Source organism: Pelagicoccus sp. SDUM812003 (assembly GCF_031127815.1).
Taxonomy (GTDB): domain Bacteria; phylum Verrucomicrobiota; class Verrucomicrobiia; order Opitutales; family Opitutaceae; genus Pelagicoccus.
Map to the genome: position 1 here is coordinate 133,304 of NZ_JARXHY010000016.1, position 16,669 is coordinate 149,972.

Consider the following 16,669-nt stretch of genomic DNA (forward strand, 5'->3'; position numbering starts at 1 on the left):
GAAACCACAGAAGCCGAACCGCCGGACGCTCAAACCTCGCTCGTCGCCTCAGCGCGGCGACCTACATGAACCCAACGCCGCGACCTAAACGCCTCTACTCGGCCCCTCTCGCCCAACGTTCCGCTACAAAGTGATGAATCCCGAGCCCAAAATCAGCCAATTCCCCTTCTCCTCCCTCGAGACCTTCAACGCGTTTTTGCGACTGCAGCACTTGCCCGCCAGCCCCGAGTTGCCCGCCTCGCTCAGCGCCTATTGGGAAGCCCTTCCCTGGGAAACGAAACAAGCCAGCGGACTCTCACTTGACGGACTGCAAAACGCCTGCCTCCAGCATCAGCAGCTCGCCGATTCGACGGAAGACGATTGCTCGCTCACCTCCCTGGAGGTGCTGGCCGGCTTCGACAAGGACCGTAATCCAGAGCCTCACAACCTTCGCTTCGAGCCCGGCGACGTCGTCTGTCTGGTCGGTCCCACCGGCTCGGGCAAAAGCCGTTTCCTGGCGGACATCGAGTGCCTCGCCCAGGGTGACACACCCACCGGCCGTCGGATACGCATCAACGGCGCGTCGCCGGAAACCCTCGACCGATTCAACGGCGAGAGCGGCTTGGTGGCCCAGATCACTCAGAACATGAACTTCATCATGGACCTCAGCGCCGACGATTTCCTGACGATGCACGCCGAGAGCCGCGGCATCGAAAACTGCGAAGAGGTAGTCGCCCAAGTCCTGCAGGAAGCCATCTCCATGTCCGGCGAGCCCTTCAGTCCGAATAGCCAGATCACCCAGCTTAGCGGCGGCCAATCCCGCTCGCTGATGATCGCCGACGCCGCCTTCCTCAGCCCCAAGCCCATCGTGCTGATCGACGAAATCGAGAACGCCGGAGTGGACCGCAATCGCGCCCTCAAACTCTTCATCGAAAAAGGCAAGATCGTGCTGCTCTCCACCCACGACCCGATTCTCGCCCTCAGCGGTCACAAGCGCCTCATCATCGCCAACGGCGCCGTTAGCAAAGTCATCATACCCGACGAAGCCGAACGCCGCGCCTGCCAGAAGCTGCAAGCACTCGACCGGGCCATCGCCGACGCCCGCGAACGCCTGCGACGCGGCGAACGCGTGACGCTTTGAACCCGTCGACGCGTTTTCCCCATAAACATCCCCGCCGCAAGCAGCGGGAAATTCAATTACACATTTGAAGCAAGCCCTTCTGTAGGGCGGGGCGCTGACCCGCCACTCTGGCTTGTCGCCGCTTGCGGCGACCTACAGAACGCCGCAAGCGGCGAGGGATGGGACCCAAAACGAATCAAATACCAGCTCTCGGCACGGTTCGCGCTGGAGGCGAATCGAACGAACATCCAGGCCGGGCTTCGAAACTCAGTCTCAATAGCAAGAGATGAGAGATACTGAGTCTCATTTGCCGATAAAACCGCTTAACATTCAGCTGATTAACGACTTATGGCGCATTTTTCGCTCTCAACGGGTTGATTCGTCTTCATAAATGGAGACTGTATCCGAAGTCCTAATCTCAACTGTAGAAAACGAAAACAACCCACTGAAACCATGCACTTCATCAAGCCAGACCTCTGCGTCATGTGCGACGCCTGTCGCCCTGTTTGTCCTCGCAACGCCATCAGCGCCGCCGCCAGCGCCAAGACCTACGAAATAGACAGCGATCTCTGCAACGACTGCACCAACATGGGAGCCGTGCGCTGCGTGCCGCAGTGCCCGACCGACGCCATCGCTAAGAGCTAGAACGCAGACGCGTCCAAACCTTTCATAAAATCGCGAATTCCCTCGAGGGGTTCGCGGTTTTTCGCGCCCTCTCCCCGGTCAAACGTCACCCACCCGCCACAGGTGGGGCTCGACCTCCGGGCGAGCCTTAGCCCAACCCCGATCCTGCAACGAGGTCCGCCCAGAAGTCGCCTCCCCTCATCAGCTTCCCGCTCCGCGTTCTCTGCGGATAAAAAGCCCTACGCGACCTTAGGGCTCATGATAAAGGCCAAGGCTTGGCAGCGAGCGTTGCTAAAGGCGCTGCTGCGACGCTGCGATTCCTTCATGCAGCCGTAGACACGCCAGCCGCAGACGCCCTTGCAGGCCAGCGGAAGCAGCCCCATGTAGCCAAAGACATCATCGAGCGGATAACCGAGAGCGATTCCGATCTCATGCGGCACCGTTCCGAAATCCTCCCAGCGCTCCTTCACCTCCTCGATGAAGGAATCCGCCCGCAACGGGTAGCGGTAGTTGAGCTGGGCCCCCATTACGCAGAAGGGAGCTTCGTCCAAGACCTCTTGCAACCGGTCCTCCTGGTACACGATAAACTTGAGCAAACCGTTGCTCTCGAAGAGTAAACGAAAATGAATTCCCCATTCATCGGCCAAGCGCTGAAGCCCCGCTTCCACCTCCGCTAAGCTCATCTCCATCTCAAGCAGACTGAGTGCGAGCAGCTCGCCCGTCTTTTCGCTGAGCAGCACGCTGGAAGCGTTGAGAAACATCCACTGCTCGAAACGCTTGCCCTTCTCACCCAAAACTTCCAAGCGCTTCCGCCAAGGGAGAAAGCGTGTCAGTTGAGGAACGTTCTGTAGCAGTGCCGTCATAGCTATTGAGACTGAGTCTTGCTATCGCTCATTCAGAAAAAACCGCAAGCCTAATCTGCCTCGAGGCGAAGGAAGAACGGTTTTTTTAAGAAACGCGTAGGTCGGGCTACTGAAAACGTGGGAGCTCTTGGATGCAGGAAACCGTTCGGAGTGAAATCGCGTTCCCTCATGAGCGGAGGTTTCGTCACCTCAGCGGGGCCTACCTACTCGACCTTCACCAGACGATAGAAGACAGGACCATCTTCGACCGGCAGATAGATCAGCAGCGCGCCTCCCGAGCCCTCGATAGCAGTCTGGGACTGCTGACCATCGGGGCTCAACGCGAAGGTGATGGCAGTCCACGAATCGGCGCTCAAATCGGCGCTGGTCTCTACCGAGTAGGCGACACCTGCCTCGCTCACGAACGCGACCTCCAGTGGATTGTTGGCGGACTCCCCGGCAAAGGTCACCTTGCTTAATTTGAAGGGAGTGAAACTTCCCGCCCCCGCCGCGGCGACTTCCGCGGAATAGGCCGAACGCAAGCCATCGTTCCCCAACGCATGGATCCGGTAAACATAGCTTCCATATTCCGACAAGGTCGTATCAAGGTACGAGGAAACGTCCGCATCCAGCTCCGCCACTACCGACCATTTATATCCGAAAGCGCTTCGTCGTTCGATCCTGTATCCAGTTTCTAATGTCGCCTGATCAGCCCAAGTCACGCGAGCGGCGGTGGCGCTTTCCAATTCAGCCAATAGGTTCGTCGGAGCCACCGGAGCCTCAGCCGTGCTGACAGATATGATGTTGTCCGCCGCATCGTATTCGTAGAGCACTGCTGTACCCGTCGGATGGATACTCTGCACCAGACGCCCGTCTTCGTCGTAGAGGTTCGTCTGAGCCTGCGTGAGGGAGCAGAGGAAGATTGCTAGGCCAAAACTGTAGAGGAGTCGCGCGTTCATTTCCTAGAATCCCGATAGAGTGTTGTTCGGATGATTGGGCACCGGACGGTCCGCCAGCCGGACCGCGTCCAAAAAGAGGTCGTAGTGGACGTACTCCCCATAAGCTCGATGGCGGTTCGCGTTGATGCCTCGATTGGCCCGCACCGTGACCGAATAATGCCCTTGACCTTGCGAGCCTCCATTGCCGCCGCCACTGGAAGGGAATAGTTTGCCTGAGAGCTGCTCCACAACCGTACCGCCGACTTGCCCCAGAAAACGGCCACCAACGCCCAAGGCGAAGCTTTTGAGAGCGTCGGACGCCTCCCTCTTGCCGCTTCTCACCACGAGCTCTTGCAGGCTTCCCACCGCCCGACGGCGGGCCACTTTGTCCGGAATGGTCATCTTGTTGACGAACTTCGCGAAATTGCCCGGCTTGCCGAACGTCTTGGCATAAGCCTTCGATCCCAGCTTTCCGGCGACCTTGCCCGCTCCGTGCCCGGCCGCTCCAAACAGGCCTCCCAAAGCCGCTCCGGTGGCGACTTCTCGACCATCCAGCGATTCGCCGGAAAGCCCGGCGTACACCAGATCCTCGGTCAAAGAACCAGCTATGCCTCCCGCCACAGCCCCGCCCAGTCCACCCGTCGCAGCGATGATGGCCCCAGAGACCGCGCCCGAGGCAGCGGAGGCGAGATAGGTCGCAGCGGACTCGTCGATGGAACCGTCGCTGATGTCGACCGCGAAGGTGATTCCCACATTGACCGCCGCCCCAATAGCCGCCCCTGCGGCGACCCACCAGAACTCGCCTTCCGGATCGATGCGCATGGCGGGATTTCCTCCCGCGAAGGCATAACGATTCATGGAACTGAGAGCGGTCACGTTGCCCAAATGAGCGTCGCGGGTCAAAAAGCGCCTCACAATGGGCGAATACCAGCGATAGCGCATGTGCACCAGTCCTTCGGGAGTGGTGACCACACCGTACAACGCGTTGAAGAGGAAAATCGTATCCGTATCTCCAGTACGCCAAGCGATTTCGCCATAGGGCGTATACCCGACTCGTCCGAGAAGCAGCCCATCGTCTCCGCTGAAGGCGACAGCGCTGCCGCGATGATCGTAATGAAAGACGCGTATTTCACCAGTGTTCCCATCTTCCTCGTACAAAAGCCCTACCCCGTAGACGTAGCGTTTCGAAGCCTCGTCTGGACCCTTGTTGCTCAAAATCTGACTTAGACCAGAGGCGGGATTGACGAAGAGCTGGTTGCCTTCCGCCACCGATGCCGCACCACGCGGTTCCCAACCGATCAGCTGATCCTCTTCGTCATAGAAATGGAAGTAGTCGGCCGTTCGATACAGTTGCCCCCAGACATTGTAAGCGAGCGATTCCAGATGCGTTCCCGCCGGACCTCTGTTTAGCTCGCCGTCTCTCCCGACGCCTAGCCCCTCTCCATTGAGCGTCTCGATCTCCCCTTCGTTGCTGTAAGTGTAAGTGGCCGGAGTGGGAATGGCGGGCTCCAGCTCGGGTGAAGTCAACTCGGATTGTAGCTGCCCTGCAGCGTCATAGCTATACAAATACGAGAGGATGGTCTCACCATTCGCATCATAGTCGTTTCGTATCCGAATATTCCCTGCAGAGTCGTAGTTCAGCTCGCGCCGAGCGCCGTTGGGAAACTCGATCTTCGTCAATCGATCGCGTTCGTCCCAAGTAAAATTAGTCACCCGTCCTTCCCAGTCCTCCACTGAGGTCAAACGGCTCGCCAAATCATAGCTGTAGCTCACTTCGCTACCGTCGGGATAGATCAAAGCAGAAAGGTTGCCCGACTTGTCATAGGCATAGACAAGCGTTTCATCACGCTCGTTGGTGTAGGTCGCCAATCGACCAACCGAATCATAGGTTCGGGTGATTGTCGGATTCAGGTCGCCCCCGTTGCTCAAACGTGTGCCGACTCGCAGCAGGTTTCCGGCTTGGTCGTATTCGTAGCCACGGATAGCGAGTGGAGAGGAAGTCGGATCCGCCTCCGACAAGCGCCCGACATCGTCGTAGGTGTAGTTGATATTGTGGTTTCCTTCGGTCAACTTGCGAGAGAGCAGGTCGCGGGCATTGTATTCGAAAATCGTTCGCGAACCGTTGTAGAGCAGGACTCGAGTCAGGTTGTTGGAACGGTCGTAACCCAAGGAGACTGGCCGTTCCCCTGGTGGATCCAAGCGAACCAGTATGTCGTCCTTCGCATACTCCGCAGTACTGGTTCGACCCGACGGGCCGGTGACCGTCACGATGCGATCAAGCTCATCGTATTCGTAGCGTGTTACGCGTCCCAACTCATCGACTGTTTGAGTACGCCGCATCATGGCATCGTAAGTCGTAGTAACGCTGTGCCCCATGGCGTCCGTCATCTTCACTGGCAGGTCGCGTTCGTCATATTGAATACGCAGGTTGGTCTCTCCGTTGGCGTCGATGGTTCTCACCACATTTCCTACCTCGTCATATTCGGTTCTGGTGGTGCGACCAAGAGGGTCGGTGATGGCGACCACCCGCCCTAGCTTGTCGTATTCACGAGTCACGGTGGCGCCACGGGCATCGACGGTCGTCAACAAGCGATCATCCGCATCGTAAGTGTAGGTGGTGGTCTCTCCGATGGCGTTGGTCGAAGAAATCATGTTCCCGTTTCCATCGTATTCGAAGGTCGTCGCGAATCCCCGCTGATCGATGCGCTTGGTCAAGCGGCCCCGATTGTCGTATTCCCATCTGGATACGTTGCCCTCCGGATCGATCTGCTTTCGTATCTCGCCTGCAGCGTTATAAAAAATCTGCGTTTCATTTCCGCCGAAATCGGTGCGTCGAATCAGTCGACCCGCGAGGTCGTAGTTTAGGTTCTGCTCAATGTCTCCATATTCTGGATTCGAGATCCTCCCCGTTCTGCCTTGCTCATCGAGCTTGTAGTCGACGAAAGCGTTGTCCGCAGCGATCACCTTGGAGACTTGGCCATTGTTGTGGTACTCCTTTTTGTCCTGATTTCCGAGCTCATCGGTCACCGCCTGTAAGCGTCCGTTCATGTAGAGCATGCTCGTCTCGCGCTCAAGCGCATCGATGATCTCCACCACTAGGTGCTCGCCCGTGTAGTTGAACTGCGTCGTATACCCAGCCGGATCCGTCATGCTGGCGACATCCCCGTTCTCGCTGTAGGTGAAGCTTGTCGTTCGCCCTTTGGCATCCACTACCGACAGGCGAGCTCCGTTTTCATCGTAGGTGAACGCGGTCGAGTTCCCGAGCGGATCGGTGGCTTGCAGAAGATGAAACCCTTCGTCGTGCACGAAACTCCATGGCTCTCCGAGGGGATCGTAATAGGTCGTCTCAAGCGTGCCCTCTTGTTGGTTTTCCAGATACTCCACCGTCATATCCGGCGTATCCACTCTCCCATCACTCTGCCTTACGATGCGACCGAGCTGATCGTAGTCCGCGCCTAAAAGGCTTTCGCCGACCGAATCCTCCGCCGATAAAATGCGATTGGCCTCATCGTAGCTGTAGGCAACTGCTCGGGTCGAATCGCTGAAACTGAGCGAAAAGGCCTCGATAGAACCAGTCACGCCCGCTTCCTCGTCTTTCACCGTCAGGTACCAGCGACCGCGACGGTCCTCGCCCTCGAAACCTTCGAAGAACTCTCCATCGTAATTGATGCGAGAATCGTCGGTTGACGCCACAGCCGGCACCTCGAGCACCGTTCCCTCCGGCGAGGTGATAGTGATGGCCAGATCGGTCTCACGTGGATGATATACGCTGAAGGCCGTAGTCACTATGCCGCCGATCGATCCGCCTTCCTCCACGTCCACATAGATTGTCGCTCCGTCGCCATCGTCATCCGGGATAGCGGTCACCCCGAAACTCGTTTCATATTCATCCTCCTCCGGATAGAAAGGAGCGGGCACGGTGAGGAGTCGACTTTGCTCGTCGTAACTCAAATTAACCATCCGGCCGAGGTCGTCGCTCACCGTTTCGATCAAGCCGTCATCGTTGTATCCAAGAAAAACGCGCACACCCGAATAGGGCTCCAACAGTTCGTCCAAGCGTCCGTTTTCGTCGTAGTAGCATTCGATCCCTTGGCGCACCACGTTGTACTCCGCGGTCAGACGACCGTCCTTGCCGAAATAGTACGTTGTCCCGTCTTCCAACGCGAGCCGCCAACTTCCCGGTGGCAGGGCGGGATGCGGTATTTGCGGAGCAAGCGAAGCATAGCGCACATCCTCGTCTACTCCGACATAGTTCAAGCCGTTAACTTTCTCCTCGATGTATCTGAAGCGCGAATACCGGTGAGCATCCCACTTGATTACGATGTCGGTACCCAGCGTCCCCCATAAGCGAGCCTCGTAGTTGTGGCTCCAACTCGTCCCCAAAGGACCAGATGCCGTGGTCAATCGAGAGTTGTAGTTGATATCGAACGACAACGGACGCACGCCTTCCACTGCTAGCAGCTCGCGCCCTTGGATGAAGGAGCCGGTGGCGGTGTCGATTCCGTTTCCGATCAGGCTATCGCTATGCGGGCGAATCTCGCTGACCAGCGGGCTCTCGAGGAGTTCGGGTCCAAGGTCCTGGCTAGGAGCATCCTTGGCCAATACGACGAAGGAAAACATCCGCTCCGCGTCCGACGAGCCGTTCTGGTTTTCGCCATTGGGCAGGTCATGGCTGACGATTTCCCAACTGTTCTCATCCTCCAGCCATCGGGTCGTGATGAAATTGTCGATCGAATTCGCCCCGCTCTTGTCCCAAATATGCGTCGCTAAGAGCGTGGCATTCGAAGCGTCGTAGCCCGGAACGTTCAGGTACCAAATCCCGGTGTTTCCTTTTGTCAGGTAGAAGCTGCCGCCATGCTTCACCGCCGTGGAACCGGAAGCGATCCGAGCGGCCGCCAGCACATGACTGCCCGCAACGCCCGCTTCCGCAAAAGGCACGTAGGCAAACGAAACCGCCCCGGGTTCCAAGGCATCGGTGGCGTTGGTATTGTTGTCTCTCAGGCTGATAGTGAAGGTGCCATCGTCATTGGGGGAAACCAAGGCCACGTTGTCGTCGTTTTCCGCGTTGGACGCCAGCAGCACACCCTTGTCCGCATCACCCCCCAACTCACGAAGGTCGATCAACACATCGCCGTCCGAGAGCTGCTGAACCTGTTCGCCTGGCCCTAGCTCGATCCCTTGCGAAGCCACCAGCGTATCGAGCACGACCGGATCCACCGATCCCGATGCCACTCCTGCTAAAAACTCATCGAAGGGGAAGTGACCGAAGGAGACGTTGGCGTTGAACTCGTCATTGTTTCCCAAGCGAAAAAGTCCGATCGAATACGCATCCGGTCCCACCGGTACAATCGCGGTGGTGGATAAAATGGCTCCAGACGGTCCGCCAACGGACGAATTGTCGCGGGCATGTTCCGCCAGGGTGGATATCAACGCCCCCGTTTCGGCGATGTTTCCGCCCTCCAATCGAATCCAATAGTCGCCTCGATTGCTTGCCTGCTCATCGATCACAATGCCCTCGGAGCTGGAAGGAGAAAGGGATAAGTTGATGTCAGTCGGGGCGTTGCCTCCGAAAAGCTGATCAACGAGAATGGTACCGGAGCGCGGAGACGCGAGGACGCAACAGGGCACAAGCAGCCCCAAGAGGAACGGGATACGCATAGTTGGAAGGGTTAGGCAAAAACAGAAAAACCGCCTCAGCCCGCTAAGTCGAGCCGTAACGACGCGACGCCACTCCCAGCATCAGACTTGCGACCCTCGCCATCGCGGCCAATCTTTCCAGACGCCAAACCTATGCAACGCCAAGACTCTGATTCATTCTCCGTCCTGAAGTCGGTGATCGCGAAGCGACGCACCACCAAAGCCCTCGCTTCCGAGCCCGTTCCAGCCCCACTGGATCGCTCCATCGCGGAGGAAATCGTGGCCCAGGCCGCGTGGGCTCCTTTTCACAAACCGGCGTCTCGCGAGCACCGCGGAAAGCGCGACCTGAACTCCAACGTGCCTTGGCGAGCCTACCTGCTTGACGAAACCGCCTGCAAAAACCTGCGGAAACGCCTTATCGAAATCGGTGACGAAACGAAAATCCCCCAGCTTCTCGCTGCATCCAGCATCTTGATACAGATCACCTGGCTTCCAAATTCCGAGCCCATGCCGGCAGCGGGAGAGCTCTTCGCCCCGACCTTGGAAAACATGGAGCATATAGCCGCCGCCTCAGCCGCGGCCCAAAACATCCTGCTAGCGGCCACCGCGCACGATCTCCCCAACTATTGGTCCAGCGGCGGCGCCCTGCGTTCGCCAGAGGTTTTCCAGTGGCTAGGCATTCCCCCTCGCGAAATCCTCATCGGCGCCCTTTTCCTCTTCCCAAGCGATCTCAGCAAAACCGAAGTCAGTGGAGGCAAGCTCCGCGACAAACGCGGCGCCCCTTCCCAATGGTCTCGATGGATAGCGATCTAACGGCGCAGGCAATCCGCCAGCTCGCGCCCTCCCTCGGATGTTCTTAACCCAAACGTAACCCAGCATCTATCGACAAGCCGAGCCCCCCGCATAATCGTGCGGTCCATTCATGACCATCGTCATCACGACCCACGGTTCTACCGGAGACATCTACCCACTGATCCGCCTCGCTCTGGAGCTCCAGAAAGCAGGCCATACCATTCGCTTCGCCACTAGTCGCCCTTTCAAGCCCGACGTCGAAGCCGCGGGCGTACCCTTTTTTCAAATACCGCCTGATTGGGAGAAGTCCGAACTGCAATACTGGATGGGACGCTTGCAGAAACTGAAGTCCCCCGTTTCCCAGCTCAAGGAAATGTACCGAGCCGCCACCCCACACCTCGAAGCCATCATCGATGGCATGGAGGAAGCGATCGACGGAGCGGATTGCCTCATCTCTTCGTACCTCTTTCCCATCAACAAAGCCATCGCGGAAAAGCACGACATCCCTTTCATCTCCTACGCTTTCGCTCACAACACCGTGCCCTCGCGCTTCTATCCACCGCATGAGTTTCCGCGCCTGCGCGGTCTGCCCGATTGGATACAGCTGCGCTGGAACCGTTTCTGTTGGAAAATGGGTAATGTCGTAGTGGATACAGCGATCAACTCCACCATCTCCCGCTCCTTCAAAAAGAAGGGACTTCCTGGCGTGAAGGACTTCTTTTCAAAATCCGCGGAGCTGGTGCTCGTCGCCGTTTCACCCGGCCTCATGCGCCCAAAGATCAAGCTCCATCCGCGCTTCCAGTTCACCGGCTACTGCCGCTGGCAATCGCCCACTAGCGACGAAGCGGAGGCCAAGATCCGGGCTTTTCGCGGCGACCAGCTAGTGCCGATCCTCACCTTCGGCAGCATGGTCTACGACAAGCCAAAGGAGTTCATCGATCGCCTCATCGCGAATTGGCCGAGCGACAAGAAACTCATCGTGCAGCCGGGCTGGTCCGGCTTCGAAATCCCCGAATCCGCCACCAACATTCTCGAAGTCGACGCTATGTCGCACGACCAGCTCTTCCAGCACGCCAGCGTCGTCATCCATCATGGCGGAGCGGGCACCACCGCTTCCGTGCTGCACGCAGGCAAACCCCACATCGTGGTGCCGCACATCGGCGATCAGGACTTCTTCAGCGCCGAAGTGAAGCGGCTCGGCTGCGGCATCAAAGCACGCAAGAAAACCTGGCCCGAGAAGCTGGCGGCCAAGGTGGAGAAGATCGAGTCCGACCCGGCCTACCTCGACGCGGCACGCGAAGCTCTCGCTACGCTCGAGACGGAAGACGGACCAGCCGAAGCGGTTCACCAAATCGAGCTCTTCCTCGACCATAAGAGCCAGCTCATCGGCGAGTTCCTCAATCCAGACGAGGAATTCTAAAAACAGCCAGCCTCTCTCCCCTGCCTGCTTGGACACGAGGAGACACGCCCAAGCGACCAGCAGCGACGCTAATTGCGAGCGCTCGCCTTACGAATCCGTTTCAACGCCTACCTCTTTTCCATTGAACTTCCCCGCCTTTCCAACTCCCTATGCTGGGCATCGTGAACTTTCTTTCTCTCGTCCAAACCCCACCCGCAACGACGTTGCGCACCTTTCGGGCAGTCCTTCGCTTCGGAGTCCTCGCATTCTTCCCCGTGCTGCTTGCATCCGGGGTCGCCTCGATCATTGATCGCTCCACCTTCACCGGAAAACCGATCGGAGCTCCCGTGGAGGGCATGCCATGGATCACCGATCTGACCATTGCCGACTTGGACCAGGATGGACGGCTCGACGTGATCGCCTGCGAGGGAAAACTCAATCTTATCCTCTGGCTCCGCCAGACCGAACCCGGCGTATTCGAGGAAACCGTGATCGAAGACAATGTGGCCGGTCCCGTGCACGTGGAAGCGGTCGACTTCGATCAGGATGGAGACATTGACTTGCTCATTTCTGAAATGGGTATCGTCACTCCAAACGACCAGCAGATCGGCACCGTCACCATCTTGGAAAACCGAGGTGACCAAAGCTTCGAAAAACACGAGATACTCAAAGACGTCTGGCGGGTGAACGACCTGCGGGCCGGAGATCTGGACGGAGACGGCGACCTCGATCTGGTGGCGGGACAGTTCGGCTACTTCCAAGGCGAGGTCCAATGGCTGGAGAATCTGGGCGGGTGGACCTTCAAACAACATCCTTTGCTCGACTTGGCCGGCACCGTGCATAGCCCTATCGGCAATATTGATGGCGATGGGGATCTCGATATCGTGGCGCTGATCAGCCAGGATTGGGAGGAGGTTCATTGCCTCGTCAACGACGGCTCGGGAACCTTCGATCGGAAGATCCTCTCCGGTTCCACCAATCGCGACTTCGGCAGCAGCGGTCTCACCCTAGCCGATCTCGACCTCGATGGCGATCTGGACATCGTCTACACCAACGGTGACGGCTTCGACTACGCTACTCCTGGCTCCCGCCCTTGGCATGGCATGCAATGGCTGGAAAACCTCGGCGACGCGGAATTCGAATTCCATCGCATCGGCGACCAAGGAGGCATCTACAGCCCGACCGTGGTGGACATCGACAATGATGGAGACAACGACGTGGTGGCTTGCGTCTGGTTTGGTGATTGGGCCGATCCTCAGGAAGCTTCGCTGCTTTGCTTCGAAAACGTAGGCGAAAACCGCTTCGAACACCGCACCCTGGCTAGCTCTCCGACCCACCTTGTAGTGGTCGATGCCGCAGACATCGACGCTGATGGTCAAATCGAACTCGTCACCGGGGCCTTCCACTTCTACCCTCCCTACGATCGGCTAAGCCGCATTACGCTTTGGGACATGGAGTCCGCCGAATAGCTATGTATCCGCTTTTTGGATCAGTATCACTCCCACGCGTTTTGAAAATCGTCACAGGTATCGCGACCCTATCCCTCGCTTTCTTCCTATCCGCCCAATCGGGTACCGAATCGCTTCCGAGCGTTCCCGAGCCTGATCAAGCTCACCAAAAATTCTTCGAAGTCTTAGAGGAAACAAGAAACGACTCCATCGCAGAACCCTCGTCGCACTCCACTTGGGTGCAACTCGGTCAAGTCTACCACGCCAACCGATTCTTGGAGCGAGCAGAACAGGCCTACCAGATCGCCCTCCAGCTTACCTCGACAATGGGCGAGCAAGCTAAGATTTACTACTACTTGGCCGACATCGCTCTTTCAAAAGGCAACGCATCCACAGGCGCCGAGCTGCTCGAAACGTGCGTGTCATTAAAATCCGACTACGCTCCCGCATGGTTGAGAGCGGGTGACTTAGCCCTCAAGCGTGGTTCGCTGGCGGACGCTGAAAACTGCTACCGCAACTGCCTCGCGATCGCCCCTGACAATCGTTTCGCCGAGCTCGGTCGAATCCGCGTCCTCGTGCAAAACGATCAAGCGGAGACCGCCCTTCCCGAACTGAAAAAACTCGTCGTTGACCAACCAGACTTCGTCGCCGCCCGAGCCTTTCTCGCTCAGCTCTACGAACGAAGCGGGGATCGTAGCAGTGCAAAGACCCTACGCGACGAAAACAAAAGCGTTTGGGACGCGAAGCCCGACGATCCCTGGCTAGAAGACGTTTGGCAGAGATGCTACGATCCACGCCAGCTTGGCGTTGAGTTCGAAGATTTGATTCGCATCAAAGACTACGATGCAGCCCTCGCCATCCTCGATCGCCTTGTCAACTTAAGCGGAAACGAAGCCCGCGCCCACATGATGCGGGGACAAGTTTACCTAGAAACGGAGCGCTACGCTCTAGCTCGCGACGCATTCAGAAAATCGATACAAAATCCTGACGCCCCCGAAGGAGCATACACCTACCTTCTAAAGGCTTTGGTACACATCGGCGAGTTAGCCGAAGCGGAGAACGTGGCGAGAGAAGCGTTGAACGCGTATCCAGATTCACTGGACATCCTCATGGAAGCCGCCGGCGTGCAGATGGACCTCGGCAACATCGAATCCGCCGTGTCGCTGATGGAGAGAGCCACTCAGCTCGACCCATATCACGCTTTGGCGAACCAGATGCTCTCCAGCATCTACCGCCGCACCGGCCAAACAGAAAAAGCGCTCGAGAGCCTAGAACGCCTGCGTCGCGTCTCCCCAAGAGACCTCTACCCGCGCGTGGCGATAGGAGCGCATTACCTTGACCAGCGCCAACCTGAGAACGCCATCCCGTCCTTGCAGGAAGCCTTCGACATCGAACCCCAGGACGATATACGAGAACTGCTCGCCGCCGCCTACGCCCAGCAAGGCGACGCCGATCTCCTAAAGCGACAGTTCGATTCTGCCGTCAATCGATACAACCAAGCCCTCGAAATCTGGCCAGCCTCCCAAGAAGCGTTTGTGTCCAAATTGAAGTTACTACTCTCATTGGAACGATTCGAAGAGGCTGAATCGACTTTGCAGGCCATGATTGAAATCGCCGGAGACCAGCTTCAGTTACTCGTAACCCTGGGCGACGTCCAGTTTAAGCTTTCTAAAATCGCCGACGCGAAAGCGAGTTGGGAAAAGGCGGCTCGATTGCCCGAAGCGAGAGGCAATCCAACGATCCTCGAGAGCCTCAAAGCGAGACTGGCGACCGTGGAGTAACCTCCAAATCGAATCGCCAGACCACTCAACTACACAAATTCCCACAGGTAGAGCGTGGCCGCCGAGTCACGCCTAACAATTCCCCACTTTGGGAAGCTCCACGACGGCGCCCGAACCCTACCAATTTGCCGTTTAGCGAATCCGACCTAATACGCCAGCGAGTAGCTCAACGCTCCGTAGGACTCGGCGCGCTCCTGTCGCTCGAATTCTTTGGACCGATAGACGTGCACGAAGGACAAGCGGTTGTTTCCCCAAATGAATTGCAGTCCGATCTGCGCCTCGCTGACAAAGCGCTCCTTCTCCACCGTGGAGGTTTCGCTGCGAAACGTGTTACCATCGAGAAACAGATTTCTGCCGATCGCCGCCCCACCGGCGGAAGCGAAGAGCTGCCAGGTCATGCCGTCACCTTGCGTGAAGTATCCATTTCCTGGTAACAGCATTCCGAGTCGCGGCGTGCCAAAGCGCTCGCGATCTCCAACGCCCACCGAAACCGTCACCCCGCCGTTGGCGTAGAGGTGCACGTTTCCGATGGCTCCCCCCGCGTATGGCACCAGGTCCCATTGCACCGGTCCCGTACGCGCCCCTCGCAACAGCCACCAGTTTCGCTGGCCATACAGCTGCAAAGTCGGTTCGTTTTCGAGCTGGTTGTCCCAGCCCTGCGGATCCTTGGAGGCGAAAAACTCGTGCACGAGCTTTTGCGTTTCCTCCCCCAAGGCCGCCGGGCCGACCACTCCAAGCGACAGTTCCACTTGGTCCACCACACGTCCACGACGCTCCACCCTGCCAATCGACGCGTAGATCCAGCCAGCGTAGGGACGATCGCCCTCGATGCGCTCTTCCGCCAATAGATCCTCAGGCGTGTAAAGCTGCTGGCCGAAGGCGACCTCATAACGATAAAGCGGACTCTCGTCGCCCGCGATTCGCCTCAAAACACGGCGCATCCAGTCAGGCTCACCACCATTCTTCAGCAAGCGAGCGACTCGCAGCCCACTCGTGTAGTGACGATCGGCATTGCTCACCACATCGTTCTCCATGGTCACAGTGACGATCTCCTTCTGGTTCTCCGGATAGAAATCAAAACTCAATCTATCCTCCAACGGCAGCGCTGAGGCCCACGTCCCCAGCATCGCCACCGTCGCCGCGAGCCCCACACTCGCGGATACGAATTTCCCTCTTTCCCTCATTTTCTTAGAATGATTAGTCTATTTATAACAAACGTCTTGCGTCAACATATTCAAGATCCCACGGTCCAAGTCTTTCCCCCAGAGTCCGAAACTGATGCGAACAGTCGACCCTGCCTTATTGAACGAACGGCGACGCCAAATTCTTGACGCCGCGTTGATTTGCTTTCGAGAGAAGGGGTTCCACGGGGCTGCCATGTCGGCCATCTGCAAACGGGCCAAGATGAGTCCCGGACACCTATATCACTACTTCTCCGCCAAGGAAGACCTCATCCAGGCCATCGTTCAGGAAGACAGCCTGCAGCTCGAGGAAAAGCTCAGCAGCCTCCTGCAGGAGGACGACCTTTACGGGGCCATGATCTCTCGCGTGCACGAGATCTGGGACAACGATCATCGCATGGGAGCCGCCCTGAACGCCGAAGTGCTGGCCGAAGCCAGCCGCAATCCGCGAATCTCGAAGATCATTCGCGAACACGACGCCCGACTGCGTGATAAGTTTGCCTCTATGATTCGCTCAGCCCAGCAAGCGGGAAACATCAATCCCGACATCGCTCCCGACGGGTTCGCCACCGTGATCATCGGAGCCATCAACGGCATGCGCATGGCCGACGAAGCGGGAACCCAGCTTGACCGGGCGAAAGCCACCGAGGCTCTGCGAGAACTCTTCATCGCTTGCCTCAAGCCCCGCTAGAGTAAAATTCAAGCAGGCAAAAAACCGACGAAACAAGGCTTGACTTGACTTAGTCGCATTACACCTTGTGCTTCCTCTTTCAAAGGACGCCAGAGTAGCTCAGTGGTAGAGCAGAGGACTCATAAGCCTTTGGTCGGCAGTTCAAATCTGCCCTCTGGCACCACTCTCCTTTCAACCGATTCCAGCCAGCGGGATCGGCTTTTTTGTGTCTCAACCCCTTGAACTGCCGACCAAAGG

The 16,669-nt window shown here is 57.7% G+C and carries 11 protein-coding genes and 1 tRNA gene; 8 read left to right on the forward strand and 4 right to left on the reverse strand.

From position 1 onward, the window contains the following. Positions 1 to 133: 133 nt before the first annotated feature. Both QEH54_RS18925 and QEH54_RS18930 read left to right on the forward strand, forming a co-directional pair. Positions 134 to 1,120 carry an ATP-binding cassette domain-containing protein gene (locus tag QEH54_RS18925; protein ID WP_309020275.1) on the forward strand — a complete coding sequence of 329 codons (987 nt, stop codon included), beginning with the start codon at positions 134 to 136 and terminating at the stop codon, positions 1,118 to 1,120. Positions 1,121 to 1,552: 432 nt separating this feature from the next. Then, on the forward strand, positions 1,553 to 1,744 hold the full coding sequence (locus QEH54_RS18930; protein WP_309020276.1) for a 4Fe-4S binding protein: 192 nt from the start codon (positions 1,553 to 1,555) through the stop codon (positions 1,742 to 1,744). Between the two features lie 218 nt (positions 1,745 to 1,962). Here the strand turns inward: QEH54_RS18930 and QEH54_RS18935 are convergent, their stop codons facing one another. The 3 genes from QEH54_RS18935 to QEH54_RS18945 all read right to left on the reverse strand — a co-directional run bounded on the left by QEH54_RS18935 (position 1,963) and on the right by QEH54_RS18945 (position 9,161). Next, positions 1,963 to 2,586, reverse strand: coding sequence for a DUF3793 family protein (locus QEH54_RS18935; protein ID WP_309020277.1), 624 nt, complete (start codon positions 2,584 to 2,586; stop codon positions 1,963 to 1,965). Positions 2,587 to 2,789: 203 nt separating this feature from the next. Next, positions 2,790 to 3,524, reverse strand: a complete 735-nt coding sequence (locus QEH54_RS18940; protein WP_309020278.1) for a hypothetical protein — start codon at positions 3,522 to 3,524, stop codon at positions 2,790 to 2,792. A 3-nt stretch (positions 3,525 to 3,527) separates the two neighbouring features. Next, complete coding sequence (locus QEH54_RS18945; RefSeq protein WP_309020279.1) at positions 3,528 to 9,161, reverse strand: DUF6531 domain-containing protein; 5,634 nt, start codon at positions 9,159 to 9,161, stop codon at positions 3,528 to 3,530. 132 nt (positions 9,162 to 9,293) lie between these two features. On the opposite strand from QEH54_RS18945, the gene QEH54_RS18950 reads away from it, so the two are divergent. The 4 genes from QEH54_RS18950 to QEH54_RS18965 all read left to right on the forward strand — a co-directional run bounded on the left by QEH54_RS18950 (position 9,294) and on the right by QEH54_RS18965 (position 14,560). Continuing rightward, positions 9,294 to 9,953: a nitroreductase family protein gene (locus tag QEH54_RS18950; protein ID WP_309020280.1), complete on the forward strand. Its 660-nt coding sequence runs from the start codon at positions 9,294 to 9,296 to the stop codon at positions 9,951 to 9,953. A 109-nt stretch (positions 9,954 to 10,062) separates the two neighbouring features. Further along, positions 10,063 to 11,352: a glycosyltransferase gene (locus QEH54_RS18955; protein WP_309020281.1), complete on the forward strand. Its 1,290-nt coding sequence runs from the start codon at positions 10,063 to 10,065 to the stop codon at positions 11,350 to 11,352. 161 nt (positions 11,353 to 11,513) lie between these two features. Then, positions 11,514 to 12,800: a VCBS repeat-containing protein gene (locus tag QEH54_RS18960; RefSeq protein WP_309020282.1), complete on the forward strand. Its 1,287-nt coding sequence runs from the start codon at positions 11,514 to 11,516 to the stop codon at positions 12,798 to 12,800. A gap of 41 nt (positions 12,801 to 12,841) precedes the next feature. Next, positions 12,842 to 14,560: a tetratricopeptide repeat protein gene (locus tag QEH54_RS18965; RefSeq protein ID WP_309020283.1), complete on the forward strand. Its 1,719-nt coding sequence runs from the start codon at positions 12,842 to 12,844 to the stop codon at positions 14,558 to 14,560. 146 nt (positions 14,561 to 14,706) lie between these two features. Here QEH54_RS18965 and QEH54_RS18970 read toward each other — a convergent pair whose 3' ends face one another. Beyond that, positions 14,707 to 15,744, reverse strand: coding sequence for a lipid A deacylase LpxR family protein (locus tag QEH54_RS18970; RefSeq protein ID WP_309020284.1), 1,038 nt, complete (start codon positions 15,742 to 15,744; stop codon positions 14,707 to 14,709). 94 nt (positions 15,745 to 15,838) lie between these two features. Here QEH54_RS18970 and QEH54_RS18975 point away from each other — a divergent pair, with 94 nt between their 5' ends. Then, complete coding sequence (locus QEH54_RS18975; protein ID WP_309020285.1) at positions 15,839 to 16,432, forward strand: TetR/AcrR family transcriptional regulator; 594 nt, start codon at positions 15,839 to 15,841, stop codon at positions 16,430 to 16,432. An 88-nt stretch (positions 16,433 to 16,520) separates the two neighbouring features. Beyond that, a tRNA-Met gene (locus QEH54_RS18980) sits at positions 16,521 to 16,595 on the forward strand. Positions 16,596 to 16,669 lie beyond the last annotated feature (74 nt).

Coding starts and splice junctions, on each gene's coding strand:
- QEH54_RS18950 (WP_309020280.1), top strand. CDS start 9,294: ATGCAACGCCAAGACTCTGATTCATTCTCCGTCCTGAAGTCGGTGATC.
- QEH54_RS18945 (WP_309020279.1), bottom strand. CDS start 9,161: ATGCGTATCCCGTTCCTCTTGGGGCTGCTTGTGCCCTGTTGCGTCCTC.
- QEH54_RS18955 (WP_309020281.1), top strand. CDS start 10,063: ATGACCATCGTCATCACGACCCACGGTTCTACCGGAGACATCTACCCA.
- QEH54_RS18975 (WP_309020285.1), top strand. CDS start 15,839: ATGCGAACAGTCGACCCTGCCTTATTGAACGAACGGCGACGCCAAATT.
- QEH54_RS18935 (WP_309020277.1), bottom strand. CDS start 2,586: ATGACGGCACTGCTACAGAACGTTCCTCAACTGACACGCTTTCTCCCT.
- QEH54_RS18940 (WP_309020278.1), bottom strand. CDS start 3,524: ATGAACGCGCGACTCCTCTACAGTTTTGGCCTAGCAATCTTCCTCTGC.
- QEH54_RS18970 (WP_309020284.1), bottom strand. CDS start 15,744: ATGAGGGAAAGAGGGAAATTCGTATCCGCGAGTGTGGGGCTCGCGGCG.
- QEH54_RS18930 (WP_309020276.1), top strand. CDS start 1,553: ATGCACTTCATCAAGCCAGACCTCTGCGTCATGTGCGACGCCTGTCGC.
- QEH54_RS18925 (WP_309020275.1), top strand. CDS start 134: ATGAATCCCGAGCCCAAAATCAGCCAATTCCCCTTCTCCTCCCTCGAG.